The following is an 18,574-nucleotide window of genomic DNA, read 5'->3' on the forward strand; positions in this document are numbered from 1 at the left end:
GTGCGGCGAGGACGACCCGTGAGACGAGTACGACGGTGCGACCAGTGAGACGAGCAGACGGGATGAGCGGACGCGGGACGGGCCCGCCCGGCTCCGTCGACCACCGGAGGAAACCATGATTCACACAGCGGCGGTGGTGGGCACCGGCCTGATCGGCACGTCGATCGCGCTCGCCCTCAGCCGCAGCGGCGTCACCGTCCACCTCCTCGACATCGACGAGTCGGCGGCCCGCACGGCCGCCGCGCTCGGCGCCGGCACGGTGGGCGCGCCCGGCGGGACCGTCGACATCGCCGTGCTGGCGGTGCCGCCCGGCAGGGTCGGCGAGGTGCTCGCCAAACAGCAGGCCGAGGGACTGGCGCACGTCTACACCGATGTGGCGAGCGTCAAGGAGCGGCCGGGGCGGGACGTCCTTTCCCTCGCCGATCCGGCGGGATTCATCGGCGGACACCCGATGGCGGGCCGGGAGCTGTCCGGCCCGCTGGCCGCGTCGGCCGCCCTCTTCGAGGGACGGACCTGGGTCCTCACCCCGACCCCGGACACCGCGACGGCCACCCTGAACCGCGCGTTGGAGGTGGTGGCGCTGTGCGGTGCGATCCCGGTCGTCATGGACGGCGCGGCCCACGACCGGGCGGTCGCGCTCGTGTCGCACACCCCGCACGTGGTCGCCGCGCTCATGGCGGCACGGCTGGAGCACATGGAGGGCGACGCGGCGCGTCTCGCCGGACAGGGTCTGCGGGACGTCATCCGGATCGCGGGGAGTGATCCGGGTCTGTGGATCGACATCCTGGAGGCGAACGCCCCGGCCGTCGCCCAGGTGCTGTCCGACCTCGCGCAGGACCTCTCCCTCGCCGTGGCCGCTCTGCGGGCCCTGGCCACCGGTGACTCCGGGCAGCGGGCGGACGGCGTGCGCGGCGTCACCGATCTGCTCCGCCGCGGCGGCAGGGGACATGCGCGCATACCGGGCAAGCACGGGGAGAGGCCGTCGAACACGGCGCCGGTGCGCGTCCTCATCGGCGACCAGCCCGGAGAGTTGGCCCGTCTGCTGGCCGCCGTCGCGGGAACCGGCGTCAATGTCGAGGAGGTGTCCATCGATCATTCGCCCGCCGAGCGCAGCGGCCTCGTCGAGCTGCTGGTCGATCCGGCGGCGGTCCTGACCACGGCCCAGCGGCTCGCCGACCACGGGTGGAGCGTCCGCCCCGGAACCGACCGGCCGCTGTCACGGCAGCCCTGAGCCGGGCAAGCGCGAGGAGCGGAGCGGTCCCTACCCCGGGGGATGTCGGTACGGACCGCTCCGCTCGGCTTCTCGGGCGGCAGCCGGCGCCCCTGCCGCCGGGGCGGGGCCAGGGCTGCCGCATCGGGGAGCAGCCGTCGGCCGTCCCGTGGCCGGGACGCCGGTGAAGGCCGCTGAGACCGGGCCGGCGAAGCTTCTGAGAACTGGGGGGCGGGCGCCCGGGTGGACCGGGCGCCCGAAGGGCCAGCGGGCTTCCTAGAAGAAACCGCAGGTGGGGGCGCCCGGGGTGGGGGCGGCGGCCGGGTCGGCACCGGTGGGGGCGTAGATCTCCAGGCGGATGCCGTCGGGGTCGGTGAAGAAGATGCCGCCGGACGTGCCGTTCTCGCCGTGCGGGACGACGCCGTCGTAGTTGAACTCGGCGCCCAGGCCGCGCAGCACCTCTTCGGTGGCCTTGACCTCGTCGATGGTCTCCACCTGGAAGGACAGGTGGTGCAGACCCGGCAGGTCGGTGGGGAACGCACCGGAGCTCTGCTGCCACAGCGCCACGAACATCCGGTTGTCGCGGCCGAGGAACGCCCAGCGACGGTCGTCCTCCTTGCCCTCCGCCATGATCTCGAAGTCGAAGACGGCGCGGTAGAAGGCGAGGGAGCGCTCGAGATCGGTGACGTTCAGTCCCACGTGACCGGTCTGCAGGGTTTTCGCCTTAGCCATGGTCAATCACATGCCTTCACTCATCGTCACGAGCCTCTCTCGTGACCGATGAAAATGACTTTAGAGGTTAGAATTCGGCAGTGTCAACCCGTGATCACTGGATGACCGGTTATGGTTGTCGTGTGACCCTGCCGCCACCGCAGAGGAAGGACGCCGCGCCGTGCCGCCAACCCCGGGGGCCGACCCCCGCCCACTGACCGACGAGCCCCTCGGCATCGACCTGCTCAACACCCGCTGGATCGACTCCTCCGGCCGCCACGACCTGCTGGACTCGCTCGACGGGCTGGCGACCTGGCTCGCCAGCCCTCTGGTGAGCCAGGCCCTCGACGGCGCGTCGATCCCGGTGGACGACGAGACGCTGGAGCGGCTGCTCCTGGCCCGCGCCGCTCTGGACGAGGCGATCACCAGCCCGCAGCGCCCGCATCCCGGCGCGATCGAAGCCCTCAACGACGTGCTGGCGCGCGGCCGGACGGGCCACCTGCTCCGCCCGGACGGGCCGGGCACCTTCGTCGAGGTGGACGCCCCGTCCTGGCTGCCCGCGTGGCGGGCGGCCGAGGACTATCTGCGGCTGCTCGGCGAACGGCCGGAGCGGATCCGGGCGTGCAGCAACCCGGAGTGCATCCTCCACTTCTACGACGTGTCCAAGAACGGCACGCGCCGTTGGTGTTCGATGGCCGGCTGCGGCAACCGGGCGAAGGCGCAGCGCCACTACGCACGCCGTAAGAGGGCCTGACCGCGCAAGAGCACCGGGCGGACCCTCCTGCGGCCCGGCAGGGTCCGTCAGTCCTCGGGCGTGCGGGTCGGCGCATCAACTCCCTGTCACCCGCGCGCACTCCTTGTGCAGTATTCATGTGCCACGGAACACGCTAGGGAGGTTCACTCCGGACGGTTCCGCGAGAGAACCGATGCCGAGCATCGGTATTTCCGATGGGGCCGTTTGCCCGCCCCGCCCACCGAAGAGGAAGGGCGGGCGGGGCGGGCGGGACGGATCGCGGATGTTCCGCTTCGCGTCCCGCCCGCCCCGCGCGGGGCGTGGCGTCGGGCGCGCGACGCGCGGTCAGGCCGTCTGCACCGCCCTTTCCCGGCCGACCTGCGTGGCCACGCGGCAGACGGCGGTCACCGCCGACAGCGCGAACTCCGGCCCGGCCCACAGGGCCCGCACGGGCAACCGGAGGCGCGGGAGTCCGGGCAGCACCGCCAGGCCGTCGGGCTCCTGCGTCTGTCCGACCGACTCCACGGGGAGCATCGCGACGCCGTGGCCCGCGCGCGCGAGTTCCCGCGCGCCGGCCACCGAGCCGGCCTCGACGACCTCGGGTTCGACGCCGTGTTCCCAGCGCAGGGCGGCGACCAGTACCTGATGGGACGTGCAGTCGGGGTCGACCACGAGCACGCGCGGCGAGGCCGGCGCCGGCGGGAGGCCGGGGGAGCCGAGGAGCGCCGCCGAACCGACGGGCACCACCTCCAGGTCGGGGAGTTCCACGACCGTGATCCCGGCGGCGGACCACTCGTCGGGGACGCAGCCGCCGTGGACCAGGGCCAGATCGACCTCGCCGTCGCGCACCGCCTCCCGGGCGCGGCCGATCGACAGATGGCGCGGGGAGACATGGACCCTGGGGTACCGGTACCGGCAGTCGCGGATCAGCGGACCGATCCGGCTCTCCAGCAGGAGCGCGGAGGCGCCGACGGCGGTGCGTCCTTCCGCCTCGTCCGACGGATTCAGGGCGGTGGCCATCTCGTCGACCACGTGGAAGATCCGTTGCGCGTACTCCTGGAAGATCTTCCCGGAGTGCGTCAGGCGGACGCCGTGGGGTAAGCGGTGCACCAGCTGCATCCCGACCCTGGACTCCAGGGACCGGATGTGCGACGTCACGCTCGACTGCGCGTACCCGAGGCTGCGAGCGGCCTTCGTGAAGCTGCCGAGCCGGGCCACTTCGCGAAAGGTTCTGAGCTGGTAGAGAGCGAGATCCAACGACACGTTCGTCCCCCAGGAAACAAATCCACTGTGACCCGGGCACGTTCAGCCGCTGCTTCATCGGGGTGGCCGACAGCGCTCCGGGAAATCGTTCAATCTCCGACAACCCAGCCCTCCCCCGGAGGACCCTCTGACGGGCCGCTGCCGGACTAACGGTTAACAGAGCAGTTGTACGTTAGGTTCTCGATCTAACCACGAGCCAGAACCGGCCACAAGACCGCCTGTTGCCGCCCTCGACCGTCCCGTGAGGAGCAAAATCTAACGGGCCAGGGGAATGACGCCGTTAGAAAAAGATGCTCATTCGGGGGCCCTGCCATGCGCACGGGGCCATCGGACTTACCGATGGCTGGCATCTGCGGATCCCTCGGTGACGAGCCACATCGGCGCAATACCTTCCATAAGGAGATGGAATCGCCGTGGTCGGCGTGCCTGTCGGCGTCCCCCCGCGCACAGCCCCGGGGACGAAACGACCCGAGGCAGTCGGCCCACCGACGCCGGGTGACCACTCCCGTGGCCGATGTGTGCACGTCTCCCGGCGCCGACCGACCGACACCGAGGAACTCTCATGACTCGCCCTCGCACGCCCCGCCGCGGACTGCCGCACCCGAGCCGGCTCGCGTCCCTCGCCGCCGGATACCAACGCCGGGAAACGGCTGTCCTGCGCGTGAGCGTGGGAGTGCTGTACGTGTGGTTCGGCGTGCTCAAGTTCTTCCCCGCGCTGAGCCCCGCGCAGGACATCGCCACGCTCGTCATGAGCGTCCTGACGCACGGCATGGTGCCGGCGGAGGTCTCGCGGCCCTGCCTGGCCCTCATGGAGGTGCTGATCGGGGTCGGACTGATCACGGGGCGGCTGCCGGCCCTGGTACTGGGGACCTTCTTCGTCCACATGGCGGGCGTGTTCGCCACCCTCGTGATCGTCCCGGCCCAGGTCTGGAGCCACCCGCTGATCCCCTCGCTGGAGGGGCAGTACATCATCAAGAACCTGGTGCTGGTGGCGGCGTGCCTGTCGGTCGCCGCCGCGGCCGCCCGCGTCCCCGCCGGGACCGGCATCGTCCCGGAGGAGGAACTCCGGCTCGCGCGTTGTCCGTCGTGCCGGTCGGCGAGCCCGGAGACCGGGACCTCGGCCCCCGTGTGACCCGTGGTCCGGGAGCAGCAGCTCCGAACGCCCCTTCGCCTGCTCCGTTCCGCACCGCATGCTGCCGTCGACTCCCGCGGGGTGGGCGCGGATCCTCCGCTGCCGAAGGGGCGTGAGCGTGTGCACGGGACCGTGCGCGTCGACGTGCGAGGATCCGGAGGGACGGCGCCGGGACGGGGGACGGGCGCGGCGCAGCTACTTCCGAGGGGACTGGCTGAAGCGCAGCAGGTTGCCGGCAGGGTCGCGGACGGCGCAGTCGCGGACGCCGTACGGCTGGTCGAAGGGCTCCTGCAGCACCTCGGCGCCCGCGGCGCGCAGGCGCTCGAAGGTGGCGTCGCAGTCGTCGGTCTCGAAGATGACGCCGGGCAGCAGCCCCTTCGCCAGCAACTGCTCCATGGCCTGCTTGTCGGCGGACGAGGCCTTCGGATCCGGGAGCGGCGGTTCGAGGACGATGTTCACGTCGGGCTGCGACGGTGAGCCGACGGTCACCCAGCGCATCCCCTCGAACTCGACGTCGTTGCGCACCTCCAGGCCGAGAACATCCCGGTAGAAGGCAAGTGCTTTGTCATGGTCGTCGACGGCGAGGAAGCACTGTGAAAGCGAGATGCCCATGTGCGTCACGTTACCGGGGCGTGGCCGCGTCCATCCGTGCCTTGCGGACCGGTCGCGTGTGGATCTTCGCGATGCAGGCCGGGATGGCGACGCCCTGCTCGTGGCTGCGTGCCCGGTACGCGCTCGGGCTCTCGCCGACCAGCTCGGTGAACCGCGAGCTGAACGATCCCAGCGAGGTGCAGCCGACCGCGAAGCAGACCTCCGTCACCGTCAGGTCGCCCCGCCTCAGCAGCGCCTTGGCCCGCTCGATCCGGCGCGTCATCAGGTAGCTGTACGGGGTCTCGCCGAAGGCGGCGCGGAAGCTGCGCGAGAAATGGGCCGGCGACATGAGGGCGCCCCGCGCCAGGGCGGGTACGTCGAGCGGCTCGGCGTAGTCGCGGTCCATCCGGTCACGGGCCCGGCGCAGCCGGACGAGATCTTCCAGCGTCACCCGGCCACCATGCCACACGGCACCTGCCCGCGGCGCCACGAGGGAGAGTGGGAGGTGCGTCAGGCGCCGGTTTCCAGCTCCCGCTCGAGCATGCGCTCCACCGGGGTCAGGGCGACCTCCGGGCAGAGCCGCTCCGGATGCGCCGGCGGCGGACCCTCCAACTCTGCGGGCTCCCCCTCCTGGCGCCACGGGGCCGGGGGGACCAAGGCTCCCGACAGGTGGCTGGAGCCGTACGCCTGCAGGGCCGCGTACACCTCGCGCAGGAGACGTCTGATCAAGCCGGCCATGGGTGGATCGTCCCTCCGACGGCGTCGCCGCGGTGGCTCCCGTTTCGCCGTCTGCCGTCACTGTGCGGGCGGCCGATCGAGCCGCGTTCGAAGCCGACTCAAGCGCCCGGCGCTCGGGTCCCCACGCGGTGGGGGCGCGGGGCGTGAGGCTGCCCGGCCGGCCGGTTCGAGGCACGGCATTCCTCCTGGACATCACCTCGTCGGGCCGCAGGCGCACCCCCGCCCGGACCACGGCGCCCCCATGGGCGCGAGGCACGAGGCACGCCTGCTCCCGGAACAGGGCCACGGCATCACGGGTGCTCCGCCGGCCCTGTTCTCCCTGCACTCTCCCTTCACGGCTTCCGTCCCGGTCCGGTTGACGCGGCGGCCCACCGCGATGATCTCCTGGTGATCTGCCGGTGGGCTTGGAGGCGCCTACGGCAGGACGATGTTGCGGCCCGGTCCGCCTTCGAGGACGTCCTTCCCGGAGCCACCGCAGAGCAGGTCGTCGCCACCCTCGCCGTCCAGTGTGTCGCTGCCGGAGCCGCCGAGGAGGATGTCGCGGCCGTCCCCGCCCATGGCGTGGTCGTCGCCCGGGCCGGCGTACACGACGTCGTCGCCGCCGTAGCCCTCGATCATGTCGTCGCCCCGGCCGCCCCACATCTGCTGGTTGCCGCCGTCACCCATCAGATGGTCCATGCCGTCGCCACCGTGCAGGGCCGCGGGTCCCATGACCATGTCGTTCCCCGCGTCGCCCAGCACCGTGCGGGCGGTGTGGGCGTGCAGTTCGTCGTTGCCGGGGCCGCCCCGGACGGTGCCGACCCCGGGGGTGAAGGCGGCGATGGTGTCGTCGCCGTCGCCGAGGAAGACGTCGATCCTGTCGGGCCGGGGGCTGTCGGCGGGGAGTTCGCAGACGACGGAGGTGGTGTCATCGGGTCTCGAGTACGCACAGTGGTCACCCGGTTCGAGCGGCACCACGTCGCTGATGCCGATCCGCCGGATCCCGTCGCTGGTGTACATGGAGAATATGTTGAGGTCGTTGGTCTGACCTGCGGCGGCGGTGAAGACGATCGACTGAGTCGCCCAGTCGGCTCCGACGCGGGCCTTCGCCTCGGCGGCGGTGGCGGCGGCTGCCGGGCCGACGGCGAGGCCGACGGTCAACAGGGTCACGGCGACCGCGCTGACGGTGGCTCGGTTTCGGTTCATGAGACCTCATCTCGATGGGGGGTGACGGTCGCCCCGCTCGGCGTGGTGCTGCCGGGGACGGGCGGACGGTCGTGAGGGCAGTGTCCCCTGCTGTTCCGGAGGATTTGCAAGACCCCGAACTGACGAAACGTCATGGGGAGACGGAGTCCTTCCGGATGTGACGGGTGGTTTCTGCTGGTCGGACATGCTCCCGAGGCCGCCGTGGCAGGATTCGCGCTCTCAATTCTGGCTGCGCCACGCCACGTTGGCCGGTGCCGGTCCGACCGGGAGCCGCTCGTCGAGGCCCGAGGGGAGGGTTCCGGCCCCGGCTCACGGCGAGTTCCCTGCTCACCGCCCACATGTGTGATCAACTCCGCTTGTTTCATTGACATTTCACTCAGAATACGTACCGTTGGGAGCGCTCCCACGACAGTCCCCGCAACTGGAAGGAGTTCCCCCCACATGCCCAAGCAGAGCCCATTGACCGGGCGTACCCGGTCGGCCCTCCGCCGGCCTCTCCAGGCGCTCGTCATGCTGTTCGCCGTGGTTGTCGGCGCACTGGCCTGGTCGACCCCCGCCCAGGCCCACGGCACCATCGTCAGCCCCGCCTCCCGCGCCTACCAGTGCTGGAAGACGTGGGGCAGCAACCACACGAACCCGGCCATGCAGACCCAGGACCCCATGTGTTGGCAGGCCTTCCAGGCCAACCCCGACACCATGTGGAACTGGATGAGCCAGCTCCGTGACGGTCTCGGCGGCCAGTTCCAGGCGCGGACCCCCGACGGGACGCTCTGCAGCAACAACCTCTCCAGGAACGCCAGTGTGAACAAGCCCGGGCCGTGGAAGACGACCAACATCACCAACAACTTCACGGTCCACCTGTACGACCAGGCGTCCCACGGTGCCGACTACTTCAAGGTCTACGTGAGCAAGCAGGGCTTCGACCCCAAGACCCAGACCCTGGGCTGGGGCAACCTCGACTTCATCACGCAGACCGGCCGCTACGCCCCGGCGCAGGACATCAAGTTCAACGTCAGCACCTCGGGCTACACCGGCCACCACATCCTGTTCGTCATCTGGCAGGCCTCGCACCTCGACCAGGCCTACATGTGGTGCAGCGACGTGAACTTCGGCTGAGCCGGAGAGCGCCGCACACGGCACCGGCCCGTCCCGGGCGCCGGTAACCCGACGCCCGGACGGCCGAGCCCCGTCGGGGCAGGGGACCCATGTGGTCTCCCTGCTCCGACGGGGCTTCCTTCGCTCCCGGTGTGAACCCCAGCCGCCGGCTTCCCCCGGCTGTGTGAGATTTCGTGAGACGTGAGAGGGTGCGGGGCGTGAGTGAGACACCGTCGAACACCCTGCAATACCGCTTTGACGGGCCAGAAGAGGCCCCGGTCCTGATCCTCGGTCCCTCACTGGGCACCACCTGGCACATGTGGGACCGGCAGGTTCCGGAGCTGGCCAAGCAGTGGCGGGTCTTCCGGTTCGACCTGCCCGGCCACGGCGGTGCGCCGGCCCATCCGGCGCCCTCCGTCTCCGAGTTGGCCGCGCGGCTGCTCGTCACCCTCGACGGGCTCGGCGTGCAGCGCTTCGGGTACGCGGGCTGCGCGCTCGGCGGCGCCGTCGGCGTCGAGCTGGCGTTGCGCCACCCCGAGCGGCTCGCCTCGCTCGCGCTGATCGCGGCCTCCCCGCGGTTCGGCACCGCCGACGAGTTCCGCCAGCGCGGAGTGATCGTCCGCACCAACGGCCTCGACCCGATCGCCCGCACTGCGCCCGACCGCTGGTTCACCGGAGGTTTCGCCGCCGCCCAGCCCGCGATCACCGAGTGGGCCGTGCAGATGGTGCGCACCACCGACCCCGGCTGCTACATCGCCGCCTGCGAGGCGCTCGCCACCTTCGACGTCCGCCCCGAGCTGGGCCGCGTCGGCGTGCCCACGCTCGTGCTGGTGGGCTCCGAGGACCAGGTCACCGGCCCGGCCGAGGCCCGTACGCTGGTCGCCGGGATTCCGGACGCCCGGCTGGCGGTCGTGCCCGGCGCGTCCCACCTGGTGCCCGTCGAGCAGCCGGCGGCCGTCACCGACCTGCTGGTGACGCACTTCTCCACCGCCTGGGTGCCCGCCGTCGACCCCGGCACCGGCCAGCTGGCGATCGTGACACCCCAGGCCAGGCCGGTCGTCGCCGCGCCCCCGCAGTCCGCGCCGATCGCCGAGATCGCCCCGGCCGCCGCGGCGCCCCACCCGGCGGGGCGGTCCGACGCGTACGACGCCGGGATCAAGGTCCGCCGCGAGGTGCTCGGCGACGCGCACGTGGACGCGGTGCTGGCGCAGGCCGACGAGTTCTCCGGGGACTTCCAGGACTTCGTCACCCGCTACGCGTGGGGCGAGATCTGGGACCGGCCCGGGCTGGACCGCCGTACCCGCAGCTGCATCACGCTCACCGCGCTGGCCGCCGGCGGGCACCTGGAGGAACTGGCCTTCCACACCCGCGCCGCCCTGCGCAACGGTCTCACCCCGGCCGAGATCAAGGAGGTGCTGCTCCAGGCGGCGGTCTACTGCGGCGTGCCCGCGGCGAACAGCGCCTTCCGGGTGGCCCAGCAGGTCGTCCGGGAGGAGACCACCCCCGACGTGTGAGGCGGCGCGTCCGGGGCGCGCGGCAGGATGGGGGCATGGAAACGGGCATGCAGTTCACCAAGAAGTCGCACTCCTGCGTCCGCCTGGAGAAGGACGGCCGCACGCTGGTCCTCGACCCGGGCGGGTTCAGCGAGGAGGACGCCACGGCCGGCGCGGAGGCGATCCTCGTCACCCACGAGCACCCCGACCACTTCGACGAGGGCCGCCTGCGCGCCGCCCTGGAGGCCGACCCGGCCGTCGAGATCTGGACCCTGCGGTCGGTCGCCGAACAGCTCTCGGCGGCGTTCCCCGGCCGGGTCCACACGGTCGGCCACGGCGACGCCTTCACCGCCGCGGGCTTCGACGTCCAGGTGCACGGCGAACTGCACGCGGTGATCCATCCCGACATCCCCCGCATCACCAACGTCGGCTACCTCGTCGACGGCAGCCTCTTCCACCCCGGCGACGCGCTCACCGTCCCCGACCACCCGGTGGACACCCTGCTGCTGCCGGTGATGGCCCCCTGGAACAAGATCTCCGAGGTCATCGACTACGTCCGCGAGGTGCGGCCGCGCCGCGCCTACGACATCCACGACGCCCTCCTGACCGACCTCGCCCGTCCGATCTACGACCGGCAGATCGGCGCCCTCGGCGGCGCCGAGCACCTGCGGCTGGCCCCGGGCGACTCCGCGCGCCTGTGAGGCCGCCCCGGCCCCGGACCGGGTTGTCACAGGCGCCGGGTAGGTTGTGAGGCATGCGCATCGCCACCTGGAACGTCAACTCGATCACCGCCCGCCTTCCGAGGCTGCTGGCCTGGCTGGAGAGCAGCGGCACCGACGTGCTGTGCCTCCAGGAGGCCAAGGTCGCCGAGGAGCAGTTCCCGTTCGGCCAGCTGCGCGAGCTGGGCTACGAGGCGGCGGTGCACGCCACCGGCCGGTGGAACGGCGTGGCGGTGCTCTCCCGCGTCGGCATCGAGGACGTCGTCAAGGGCCTGCCCGGCGACCCCGGCTTCGACGGCGCGGTCGAGCCCCGCGCGATCTCCGCGACCTGCGGCCCGGTCCGCGTCTGGTCGGTGTACGTGCCGAACGGCCGCGAGGTGGAGCACCCGCACTACGCCTACAAGCTCCAGTGGTTCGAGGCCCTCACGGCCGCCGTGGCCGGTGACGCGGGCGGCAGCCGCCCGTTCGCGGTGATGGGCGACTACAACGTCGCGCCCACCGACGACGACGTCCACGACGTGGCCGCCTTCGAGGGCCTCACCCACGTCACCCCCGCCGAGCGCGCCGCCCTCGCCGCCCTGCGCGGGACGGGCCTGTCCGACGTGGTCCCGCGCCCGCTGAAGTACGACCGCCCCTTCACGTACTGGGACTACCGCCAGCTCTGCTTCCCGAAGAACCGCGGCATGCGCATCGACCTGGTGTACGGCAACGCGCCGTTCGCGAAGGCGGTCAAGGACGCCTACGTGGACCGCGAGGAGCGCAAGGGCAAGGGCGCCTCGGACCACGCGCCCGTGGTCGTCGACCTGGACGTCTAGGCGGCAGGCCCGTCACAGCGGGGTCCGTCGCCGCAGCGTCCGTCCCGGCGGGGCCGGTCACAGCGCTGTCAGGTCCACCGAGCGGGCCAGCGCCGCCAGACCCGCGTCGCCCGGATGCAGATGGTCCCCGCTGTCGTACGCGGGGGCCAGACGCGCCGGCGCCGACGGGTCCCGCAGCACCGCGTCGAAGTCGAGCACGCCGTCGAAGACGCCCGTCCGCCGGATCCAGTCGTTCACGGCGGCCCGCTCGGCCTCCACGGCCGCCGTGCAGCCGTCGCGCCCGCCGCAGGGCAGCAGCGTGGCGCCGAGCACCCGCAGACCCCGCGCGTGTGCCCGCCCGGCGATCCCCTCCAGCGCGTCGGTGACCGCGTCGGAGTCCGTGCCCGAGAGCAGGTCGTTGACGCCCTCCAGGACGATCACCGTGCGCACTCCGGTCTGGGCGAACACGTCCCGGTCGAGCCGGTGCAGCGCGCTCACCCCGGTGACCGCGGCGGACGGTCCGTCGCCGGGGTAGCGGTCGGTCAGCAGCCGGTTGCCCGCGATGCCCTGGTTGAGGACGCCGTAGCGCGGGACGGCGTCCTGCGCCCGCAGCCGCGCGGCCAGCACGTCCGGCCAGCGCCGGTTGGCGTCCACGGTGGACCGGTCGCCGTCGGTGATCGAGTCGCCGAACGCCACCACCGACCCGGGCCCACCGCCCACGTCCACCCCGGTCAGCAGGGGCCAGCTCGTGAGCCGCCCCGGGTACGCCGTCCCCGCCGCGTCCCTCGTGTGGTCGCCGGGCTCGCTGACGTACGACCGCTGCAGGGCCAGCGCGTGCACGGGCGCCGCCCGCACGGTGCCCGGCAGATGGAAGCTGACCAGCAGATCCGCGCCCGCGGGCACGGCGAAGGCGAGCGGATCGCTGTACGCCTGCGCCCCCGCCGGGATCTCCACGCCCGCCGCCCCCTCGAAGCGCACCGGCGCCGGCGTGCCCGCCGCCGCGGCCCCGCTTCCGCGCACGGCCACCGTCGCCCGCCCGATCCGCACCGGCGTCCCCGCGAAGGTGTTGTCGAACCGCAGCCGCACCCGCTCCCCGCCGGCCGAGGCGCGCACCACCAGCCGCAGCGTCCGGTCGGTCCACGGGCCCACCGTCGGCCGGCCCGACGTCGCCGCCGCCCAGGAACCGGTCCAGCCGTCCGCCGTCGCCCGCACCGACAGTGCGAAGACGTGCAGCCCGGCGGCCCTCGGCAGCGTCACCGAGGCCACCTCGCGCCCCCGCGGCAGCGGCACGGTGACGACGTACAGCCGCGCCCGCTCGGACAGCTGCCCGCACAGCGTGTTGACGTGCGGCACGGCGACCGCCTTGGTCGCCGGCGGTCCCCGGCGCCAATCCGGCGCGGTCAGTTCGTAGCGGGACGTGCCGCCGCCGGCGTACGCGACCGTGCCCGTGCCACTGACGTCGCGGCCGGCGGTGCCCGCGACGAGGAAGGCGAGCGCGTCGCCCCGGCCGCGCAGCAGCACGCGCTGCCCGTCGGCGACGACGTTGTCCGCCTCGCCCGGCGCCCGGTCCGGCCACCGCAGCCGGGCGCCCTGCACGGTCAGGGTCCGGCCCGGCGACCAGCCGGCGGCGGCGAGGTCCCGCGCCGGAAGGGACGCGCCGCGGCCGTCGAAGTCCGCCTCCTCGGGGCGGGCGTCGTCGCTGACCGCCGTGTTGTCGAAGAGCGACTCCAACGGCAGCGGCGGGCCCGGCGCGCCCCGCTCGCCGGTGGCGCGGGCCGAGGCCGCCGGCAGCACGGACGCGCACAGCAGGAGGACGACGGCGAGCCTGCGCACTCCTCGGACTCCACGGCGTGTCAACGGCTCCTCCGGCCCTCGGGCTTGGTGCGGATCGCACGCACGGCGTCCCGTGAAGCTATGGAGGAGGTCTCGCGGGGTCAACGAACCATGCGCGAACGAGGCGTGAAACCGCCCGGACGACGGGACGCGATCGCCCGCGCGCCTGTGGTGCGCACGCGGGTGCGAATGACACGCTGTCGGTATGAACATCCCTTTCCTGGGTCACCGGCGCAAGCGACCCGGGGTGCCCGACGCCGCGGGCATCGCCGAACTCCTGGCCGAGTGCGAACTGCTCCGCTCCCAGGCGGGCCTGGAGGGCGTCCGGCTCGACGACACGGCCGAATCGCTGGAGGCGCTCGACCAGCTGCTGCCGCGCTGGCGGGACGACGCGGAGATCCTGCCCTGGCTGGGCAACGACGCCGGGCTGTACCTCGGCACCGTCATCGTGCGGACCGTCCCCGGCGCGGCCTGGGAGCTGTGGCCGGACGGCCAGCCGGTGGTACGGCTGGCCTCCGGGCGCGAGTTCGACGTCGTGGCCTCGGGGCAGGAATGGGCGGCCAACGGCGCGCCCGAGCTGTCCCAGCTGTACGCGGAGGTCGCCGAGTCCTGACCCGCCCCGGAGTTCGGCCCCGCCCGCACCCCGGTGTGCGGGGAGTGCGCCCCCCGCTCGCCTCAACGTGGCCCACAGGCCTTAGAGTCGTAACCTCCCCGAGCCGGTTCGTTCCGGCAGCGGCCGGAGATCACTGCTCGCGCGGCGGCGCCGACACGTACGACGGGTCGTTCGCCGGCGAGGAGAAGGTCAGCCGCGCGCCGGACGGGTTGTGCTCGAAGCAGAGCGGGTCGACCGTGTCGACGACCAGGGCGGGCCGGTGCCCGGCCGGGACGTCGTGGGCCGCGGAGGACATCTCCGGGCCGACGGCGGACGGCCGGCCCGGTGTCCCGCCCGTGGAAGGTGAACGGGGCGAGGACGACCGGCTTGCCGAGGCCGGGCGGGCCCCCGTCGCGCAGGACGCGACGGGGGCCCGCTCTCCTCGGTCGGGGTGGGCGGCGGTGCGTGCGGCTGGGCAGGCGCACGCCCAGCGCCGTCGGCGTGGCGAACCGCGCACCGGGCGCGCCCGGTCAGGGAAGGCCGCGGGCGGCCGGCTCGTCCGCGCACTCCTCGGGAACGGCGACATCGAACGCAAACGTCCCGCCTTCCCGGCGCCGGTACTCGGCCTCCGCCGCGGCCCGGTCCGCCGCGATCCCGTCCGCGATGCGCTCGCAGTCCACGACCGCCGTCCGGGCCGTGTTTCCGGTGTCCTCCGGCTCCGGCCCGCCGCCGTCGGCGGGGCCCGGCTCCAGTGCCGACGTCGCGGCGAGCCCGCCGAGGCAGAGCGCCGCCCAGAGTCCGACGGCCGTCCTGCGTCCGTTCACCGGTCCGCGCCGCCGGAGGCGTCGGCGCTCTCCGCCGCGGGAGCAGGCGTCCGGGCCGCCCGTGTCACGTCCGCGACCAGCTCCACCACGTCGGGCCCGTACGCCTGCGAGTTGACGACCTTCAGCAGCAGGACGAAGGCGTCGTCGCGGTACTTGCGGGCCAGCTTCTCGTGGTGGCGGGCCAGATAGCGGGTCGCCGCCTGGTTGGTGATGGCCCGCTGACCGCAGAACAGGAACACGGGCCGCGCGTCGCGGCGGTCGCCGACGGTGAGCCGGGCCAGCAGCACGTACTCGGTGACGCCGTGGTCCATGCGGTAGTGCTCGCCGCCGATGCGGAAGGAGGCACGGTCCGGGCCCGGTTCGGGATCGGTGTTGACCTGCACGCCGGGCAGCATGGCCGACATGTGCGCCGCCATCCGCCGACTCGATCCCGGCCCGCCCACGCAGAACTCCGTGCGCTCGCCGAAGCCCTGGTGGACCGTGTCCTGGGTGACGACCTGGATGTGCGCCCCGCAGTCCTTGATCAGCGCGGACAGCTCCAGCATCGCGAACACGTCGAAGCGGTGGACGGCCGGTTCGGAGGTGGCGGGGTCCCGGTTGACGACGAGCAGCGACTCGGAGTTGTCCGGCAGCCCGAAGAACGCCTGCTTGCGGCGGAGCCTGCGTTTCCACAGGTAGGTACGGGCGAGCCAGCCCAGCGCGGCACTGATGCCGGCGGCGACCACGCCGAGCACGATGTTGCGTACGTCGTCGGTCATGGGCGCGCATGCTAGCGGCCCTCGCCGTACCGGTGTTCGACAGGTGCGTGAAGACTTGAGCGTGAAGACTTGAGCTTGAAGTCGTGCGCGTGAAGTCGTGCGCGTGAAGTCTCGCTCACTCCACGGCGGCGGGCTTGTGGGGCCGGAAGTCAAGCCGTCCGTCGGCCACGTCCACCCGCACCCGGTCGCCCTCGCCGACCCGGCCGTCCAGCAGCAGCCGCGAGAGCCGGTTGTCGATCTCCCGCTGGATGGTGCGGCGCAGCGGCCGGGCGCCGTACTCGGGCTGGTAGCCCTGGCGCGCCACCCAGTCCACCGCCGCGTCGCTGAACTCCACGCCCACGCCCTGCGCGTGCATCAGCCGCCGTGTCCGCTCCAGCAGCAGATCGGTGATCCGGTGCAGTTGTTCGGGGGAGAGCTGCCGGAAGACCACGATCTCGTCGACGCGGTTGAGGAACTCCGGCCGGAAGTGCTCCCGCAGCGGACGCAGGATCTGCTCCCGGCGCGCCTCCTCGTCGGCCTCCGCGCCGCCCGGTCCGAAGCCGATGCCCGCGCCGCGCCGGGTGATCGCCTCGGAGCCGAGGTTGCTGGTCATCACGATCACCGTGTTGGTGAAGTCGACCGTGCGGCCCTGGGAGTCGGTGAGCCGGCCGTCGTCCAGCACCTGGAGCAGGATGTTGAAGACGTCCGGGTGCCCCTTCTCCACCTCGTCCAGGAGCAGCAGCGAGTACGGGTGCCGGCGCACGACCTCGGTGAGCAGGCCGGCCTCCTCGTGCCCGACGTACCCGGGCGGCGCGCCGACCAGCCGGCTGACGGTGTGCCGCTCCTGGTACTCGCTCATGTCGAGGCGGACCATGCGGTCCTCGCTGCCGAACAGCGCCTCGGCGAGGGCGCGGGCCAGCTCGGTCTTGCCGACGCCGGTGGGGCCGAGGAAGAGGAAGCTGCCGATCGGCCGGTCCGGGCTGGCGAGCCCGGCGCGCGAGCGCAGCACCGCCTCGGCGACGACGCGGACCGCCTCGTCCTGGCCGACGACCCGCTCGTGCAGATGCTGTTCGAGGCCGAGCAGCCGGTGCTTCTCCTCCTCGGTCAGCCGGCTCACCGGGATGCCGGTCAGCCGGGACACCACCTCGGCGATCGCCTCCGCGGTGACCTCCAGATGCTGTCCCTCGTCGGCCTGCCCGTCGCCGGCCGCCTCGGCGATCCGCTGCCTCAGCTCGGTGATGCGGTCGCGCAGCCGCATGGCCTGCTCGTAACTCTCGTCCGCGACCGCCTGGTCCTTGTCCCGCGCCAGCTGCTCGGCCTCGCGCTCCATGGCCCGTACGTCCGTCCCCTTGGTGCGGGCGTGCAGCCGTACCCGCGCGCCGGCCTGGTCGATCAGGTCGATGGCCTTGTCGGGCAGCCGGCGGTCGGTGAGATAGCGGTCGGACAGCTCGACGGCGGCGACCAGTGCCTCGTCGGTGTACCGGACCTGGTGGTGGGCCTCGTAGCGGTCGCGCAGGCCGCGCAGGATCTCCACGGCGTCCTCGGCGGTCGGCTCCGGGACGAGGATCGGCTGGAAGCGGCGGGCCAGGGCCGCGTCCTTCTCGATCCTGCGGTACTCCTCCAGCGTGGTCGCGCCGACGACGTGCAGCTCGCCGCGGGCCAGGGCCGGCTTGAGGATGTTCCCGGCGTCCATCGAGCCGCCTTCGCCGCCCCCGCCCGCGCCGACGACGGTGTGCAGCTCGTCGATGAAGACGATCAGCCGGTCGGAGTGGGCGCGGATCTCGCCCACGATGTTGTTCATCCGCTCCTCGAAGTCGCCCCGGTAGCGGGTGCCGGCGACGACGCCCGTCAGGTCCAGGGCGACCACGCGGCGTCCGCCGAGCACGTCGGGCACGTCCCCGTCGGCGATCCGCTGGGCGAGCCCCTCCACGACGGCGGTCTTGCCGACGCCCGCGTCGCCGATCAGCACGGGGTTGTTCTTGCCGCGCCGGGAGAGCACCTCGATGGTCTGCTCGATCTCGTCGTCCCGCCCGATCACCGGGTCGATACGGCCCTGCCGGGCGAGGTCGGTGAGGTCCCGGCCGTACTTGTCGAGCGTCGGCGTGCCGGTGGGCCGGGGCTGCTCGGTGCGCGTCCGGGCGGCCGGCGGGGCGTCGGGGGCGTCCGGCGCCTGCACGCCGTCCGGGCTGAAACGGGCCGCGTTCAGGATGTGCCCCGCGGCGGAGTCCGGGTTGGACGCCAGGGCGCTGAGCACGTGCTCGGGGCCGATGTATCCGGCGCCGGCCGCGCGGGCCAGGTCGTGCGCGTCGAGCAGGGCGCGCTTGACGGCGGGGGTCAGGGACAGGGCCGAGGGCGGGGGGACGCCGGCGTCCGGGTACTGCACCGGGCCCGAGCGCTCGTCGATCTCCGACGCCAGCGAGTCGGGGTCCGCGCCGGCCCGGCTCAGCAGACTGCGGGTGGGCTCCTTGGCCAGGGCCGCGCGCAGCAGGTGCTGGGTGTCGAGGTCGCGGCTCCCGTGCTCGGCCGCGTACTGGGCCGCGCCGCGCACCAGCTCCCGGGCCGGATGGCTCAGCAGCCGGCCGATGTCGATCTGGCGCGGGCCCGGGCGGGGGCCGCCGAAGAAGCGGGCCAGGAACTCGCTGAAGGGGTCGGGGCCGTAGCCCTCCGGGCTGGTGAAGCCGCTGGTCATGGGCGTGTGTTCCATTCCCTCGACTGCGCTGCCGGGTGCGACCAGTGCCCGGGAGGGGCGCCGGTCACACCCACCTTCGCACGATCGGGGGAGGGTCGCCTGTGGGCGGGGCGGGGTGTTCGCGCGGTTCCCCCCGAGCCCCTGGGGCCGGTCGTGGTGGGCCGGTCGCGCAGTTCCCCGCGCCCCTTGGCGGCGTCTGCGTGGGGGCCCCGTCGCCCGGTCGCCGCGTGTCCGT

General features: G+C 72.9%; 18 protein-coding genes and 1 pseudogene. 8 read left to right on the forward strand and 11 right to left on the reverse strand.

The features are described from left to right. Window positions 1-118 precede the first annotated feature (118 nt). Window positions 119-1,231, forward strand: coding sequence for a prephenate dehydrogenase (locus tag ABZY13_RS07095; RefSeq protein ID WP_356627962.1), 1,113 nt, complete (start codon window positions 119-121; stop codon window positions 1,229-1,231). Between the two features lie 255 nt (window positions 1,232-1,486). Here the strand turns inward: ABZY13_RS07095 and ABZY13_RS07100 are convergent, their stop codons facing one another. Continuing rightward, window positions 1,487-1,942 (reverse strand): VOC family protein, encoded by a 456-nt coding sequence (locus ABZY13_RS07100; RefSeq protein WP_356627856.1) that lies wholly within the window; start codon window positions 1,940-1,942, stop codon window positions 1,487-1,489. A 160-nt stretch (window positions 1,943-2,102) separates the two neighbouring features. On the opposite strand from ABZY13_RS07100, the gene ABZY13_RS07105 reads away from it, so the two are divergent. Beyond that, window positions 2,103-2,675, forward strand: a complete 573-nt coding sequence (locus ABZY13_RS07105) for a CGNR zinc finger domain-containing protein (protein WP_356627857.1) — start codon at window positions 2,103-2,105, stop codon at window positions 2,673-2,675. Between the two features lie 324 nt (window positions 2,676-2,999). Here the strand turns inward: ABZY13_RS07105 and ABZY13_RS07110 are convergent, their stop codons facing one another. Then, a complete protein-coding gene (locus ABZY13_RS07110; RefSeq protein ID WP_356627858.1) occupies window positions 3,000-3,917 on the reverse strand; it encodes a LysR family transcriptional regulator in 918 nt (305 codons plus the stop codon). 562 nt (window positions 3,918-4,479) lie between these two features. Here ABZY13_RS07110 and ABZY13_RS07115 point away from each other — a divergent pair. Then, the gene (locus ABZY13_RS07115; protein ID WP_356627859.1) at window positions 4,480-5,049 is read left to right on the forward strand and encodes a DoxX family protein; all 570 of its coding nucleotides are present in this window, start codon (window positions 4,480-4,482) and stop codon (window positions 5,047-5,049) included. Between the two features lie 195 nt (window positions 5,050-5,244). On the opposite strand, the gene ABZY13_RS07120 is transcribed toward ABZY13_RS07115, so the two are convergent. The 4 genes from ABZY13_RS07120 to ABZY13_RS07135 all read right to left on the reverse strand — a co-directional run bounded on the left by ABZY13_RS07120 (window position 5,245) and on the right by ABZY13_RS07135 (window position 7,563). Continuing rightward, window positions 5,245-5,661: a VOC family protein gene (locus ABZY13_RS07120; protein WP_356627860.1), complete on the reverse strand. Its 417-nt coding sequence runs from the start codon at window positions 5,659-5,661 to the stop codon at window positions 5,245-5,247. A 10-nt stretch (window positions 5,662-5,671) separates the two neighbouring features. Then, the gene (locus tag ABZY13_RS07125; protein WP_356627861.1) at window positions 5,672-6,091 is read right to left on the reverse strand and encodes a helix-turn-helix transcriptional regulator; all 420 of its coding nucleotides are present in this window, start codon (window positions 6,089-6,091) and stop codon (window positions 5,672-5,674) included. Between the two features lie 59 nt (window positions 6,092-6,150). Then, entirely contained in the window at window positions 6,151-6,378 is a 228-nt protein-coding gene (locus ABZY13_RS07130) for a DUF6059 family protein (RefSeq protein WP_356627862.1), read from the reverse strand. 414 nt (window positions 6,379-6,792) lie between these two features. After that, complete coding sequence (locus ABZY13_RS07135; protein WP_356627863.1) at window positions 6,793-7,563, reverse strand: calcium-binding protein; 771 nt, start codon at window positions 7,561-7,563, stop codon at window positions 6,793-6,795. A 510-nt stretch (window positions 7,564-8,073) separates the two neighbouring features. Here ABZY13_RS07135 and ABZY13_RS07140 point away from each other — a divergent pair. From ABZY13_RS07140 to ABZY13_RS07155, 4 genes are all read left to right on the forward strand, one after another. Continuing rightward, window positions 8,074-8,679 carry a lytic polysaccharide monooxygenase gene (locus tag ABZY13_RS07140; RefSeq protein WP_356627963.1) on the forward strand — a complete coding sequence of 202 codons (606 nt, stop codon included), beginning with the start codon at window positions 8,074-8,076 and terminating at the stop codon, window positions 8,677-8,679. 197 nt (window positions 8,680-8,876) lie between these two features. Continuing rightward, complete coding sequence (pcaC, locus tag ABZY13_RS07145) at window positions 8,877-10,172, forward strand: 4-carboxymuconolactone decarboxylase (protein ID WP_356627864.1); 1,296 nt, start codon at window positions 8,877-8,879, stop codon at window positions 10,170-10,172. Window positions 10,173-10,219: 47 nt separating this feature from the next. Then, window positions 10,220-10,852: an MBL fold metallo-hydrolase gene (locus tag ABZY13_RS07150; RefSeq protein ID WP_356627964.1), complete on the forward strand. Its 633-nt coding sequence runs from the start codon at window positions 10,220-10,222 to the stop codon at window positions 10,850-10,852. 53 nt (window positions 10,853-10,905) lie between these two features. Further along, window positions 10,906-11,685 (forward strand): exodeoxyribonuclease III, encoded by a 780-nt coding sequence (locus ABZY13_RS07155; protein WP_356627865.1) that lies wholly within the window; start codon window positions 10,906-10,908, stop codon window positions 11,683-11,685. A 57-nt stretch (window positions 11,686-11,742) separates the two neighbouring features. On the opposite strand, the gene ABZY13_RS07160 is transcribed toward ABZY13_RS07155, so the two are convergent. After that, a complete protein-coding gene (locus tag ABZY13_RS07160; RefSeq protein ID WP_356627866.1) occupies window positions 11,743-13,497 on the reverse strand; it encodes an SGNH/GDSL hydrolase family protein in 1,755 nt (584 codons plus the stop codon). A 205-nt stretch (window positions 13,498-13,702) separates the two neighbouring features. Here ABZY13_RS07160 and ABZY13_RS07165 point away from each other — a divergent pair, with 205 nt between their 5' ends. Further along, a complete protein-coding gene (locus tag ABZY13_RS07165; protein ID WP_356627867.1) occupies window positions 13,703-14,110 on the forward strand; it encodes a DUF6278 family protein in 408 nt (135 codons plus the stop codon). A gap of 130 nt (window positions 14,111-14,240) precedes the next feature. Here the strand turns inward: ABZY13_RS07165 and ABZY13_RS07170 are convergent. The 4 genes and pseudogenes from ABZY13_RS07170 to ABZY13_RS07185 form a co-directional block, all read right to left on the reverse strand. After that, window positions 14,241-14,508, reverse strand: a pseudogene (locus tag ABZY13_RS07170) (acyl esterase); the annotation flags it as partial. Window positions 14,509-14,619: 111 nt separating this feature from the next. Continuing rightward, window positions 14,620-14,913, reverse strand: a complete 294-nt coding sequence (locus tag ABZY13_RS07175; RefSeq protein WP_356627868.1) for a hypothetical protein — start codon at window positions 14,911-14,913, stop codon at window positions 14,620-14,622. Then, a complete protein-coding gene (locus ABZY13_RS07180) occupies window positions 14,910-15,671 on the reverse strand; it encodes a hypothetical protein (protein WP_356627869.1) in 762 nt (253 codons plus the stop codon). The genes ABZY13_RS07175 and ABZY13_RS07180 overlap by 4 nt, the downstream gene beginning before the upstream one ends. A 115-nt stretch (window positions 15,672-15,786) precedes the next feature. Further along, complete coding sequence (locus tag ABZY13_RS07185) at window positions 15,787-18,339, reverse strand: ATP-dependent Clp protease ATP-binding subunit (RefSeq protein ID WP_356627870.1); 2,553 nt, start codon at window positions 18,337-18,339, stop codon at window positions 15,787-15,789. Between the last annotated feature and the right edge of the window lie 235 nt (window positions 18,340-18,574).

This window comes from Streptomyces sp. NPDC006610 (genome assembly GCF_040611575.1).
In the GTDB taxonomy this organism is placed as follows: Bacteria; Actinomycetota; Actinomycetes; order Streptomycetales; family Streptomycetaceae; genus Streptomyces.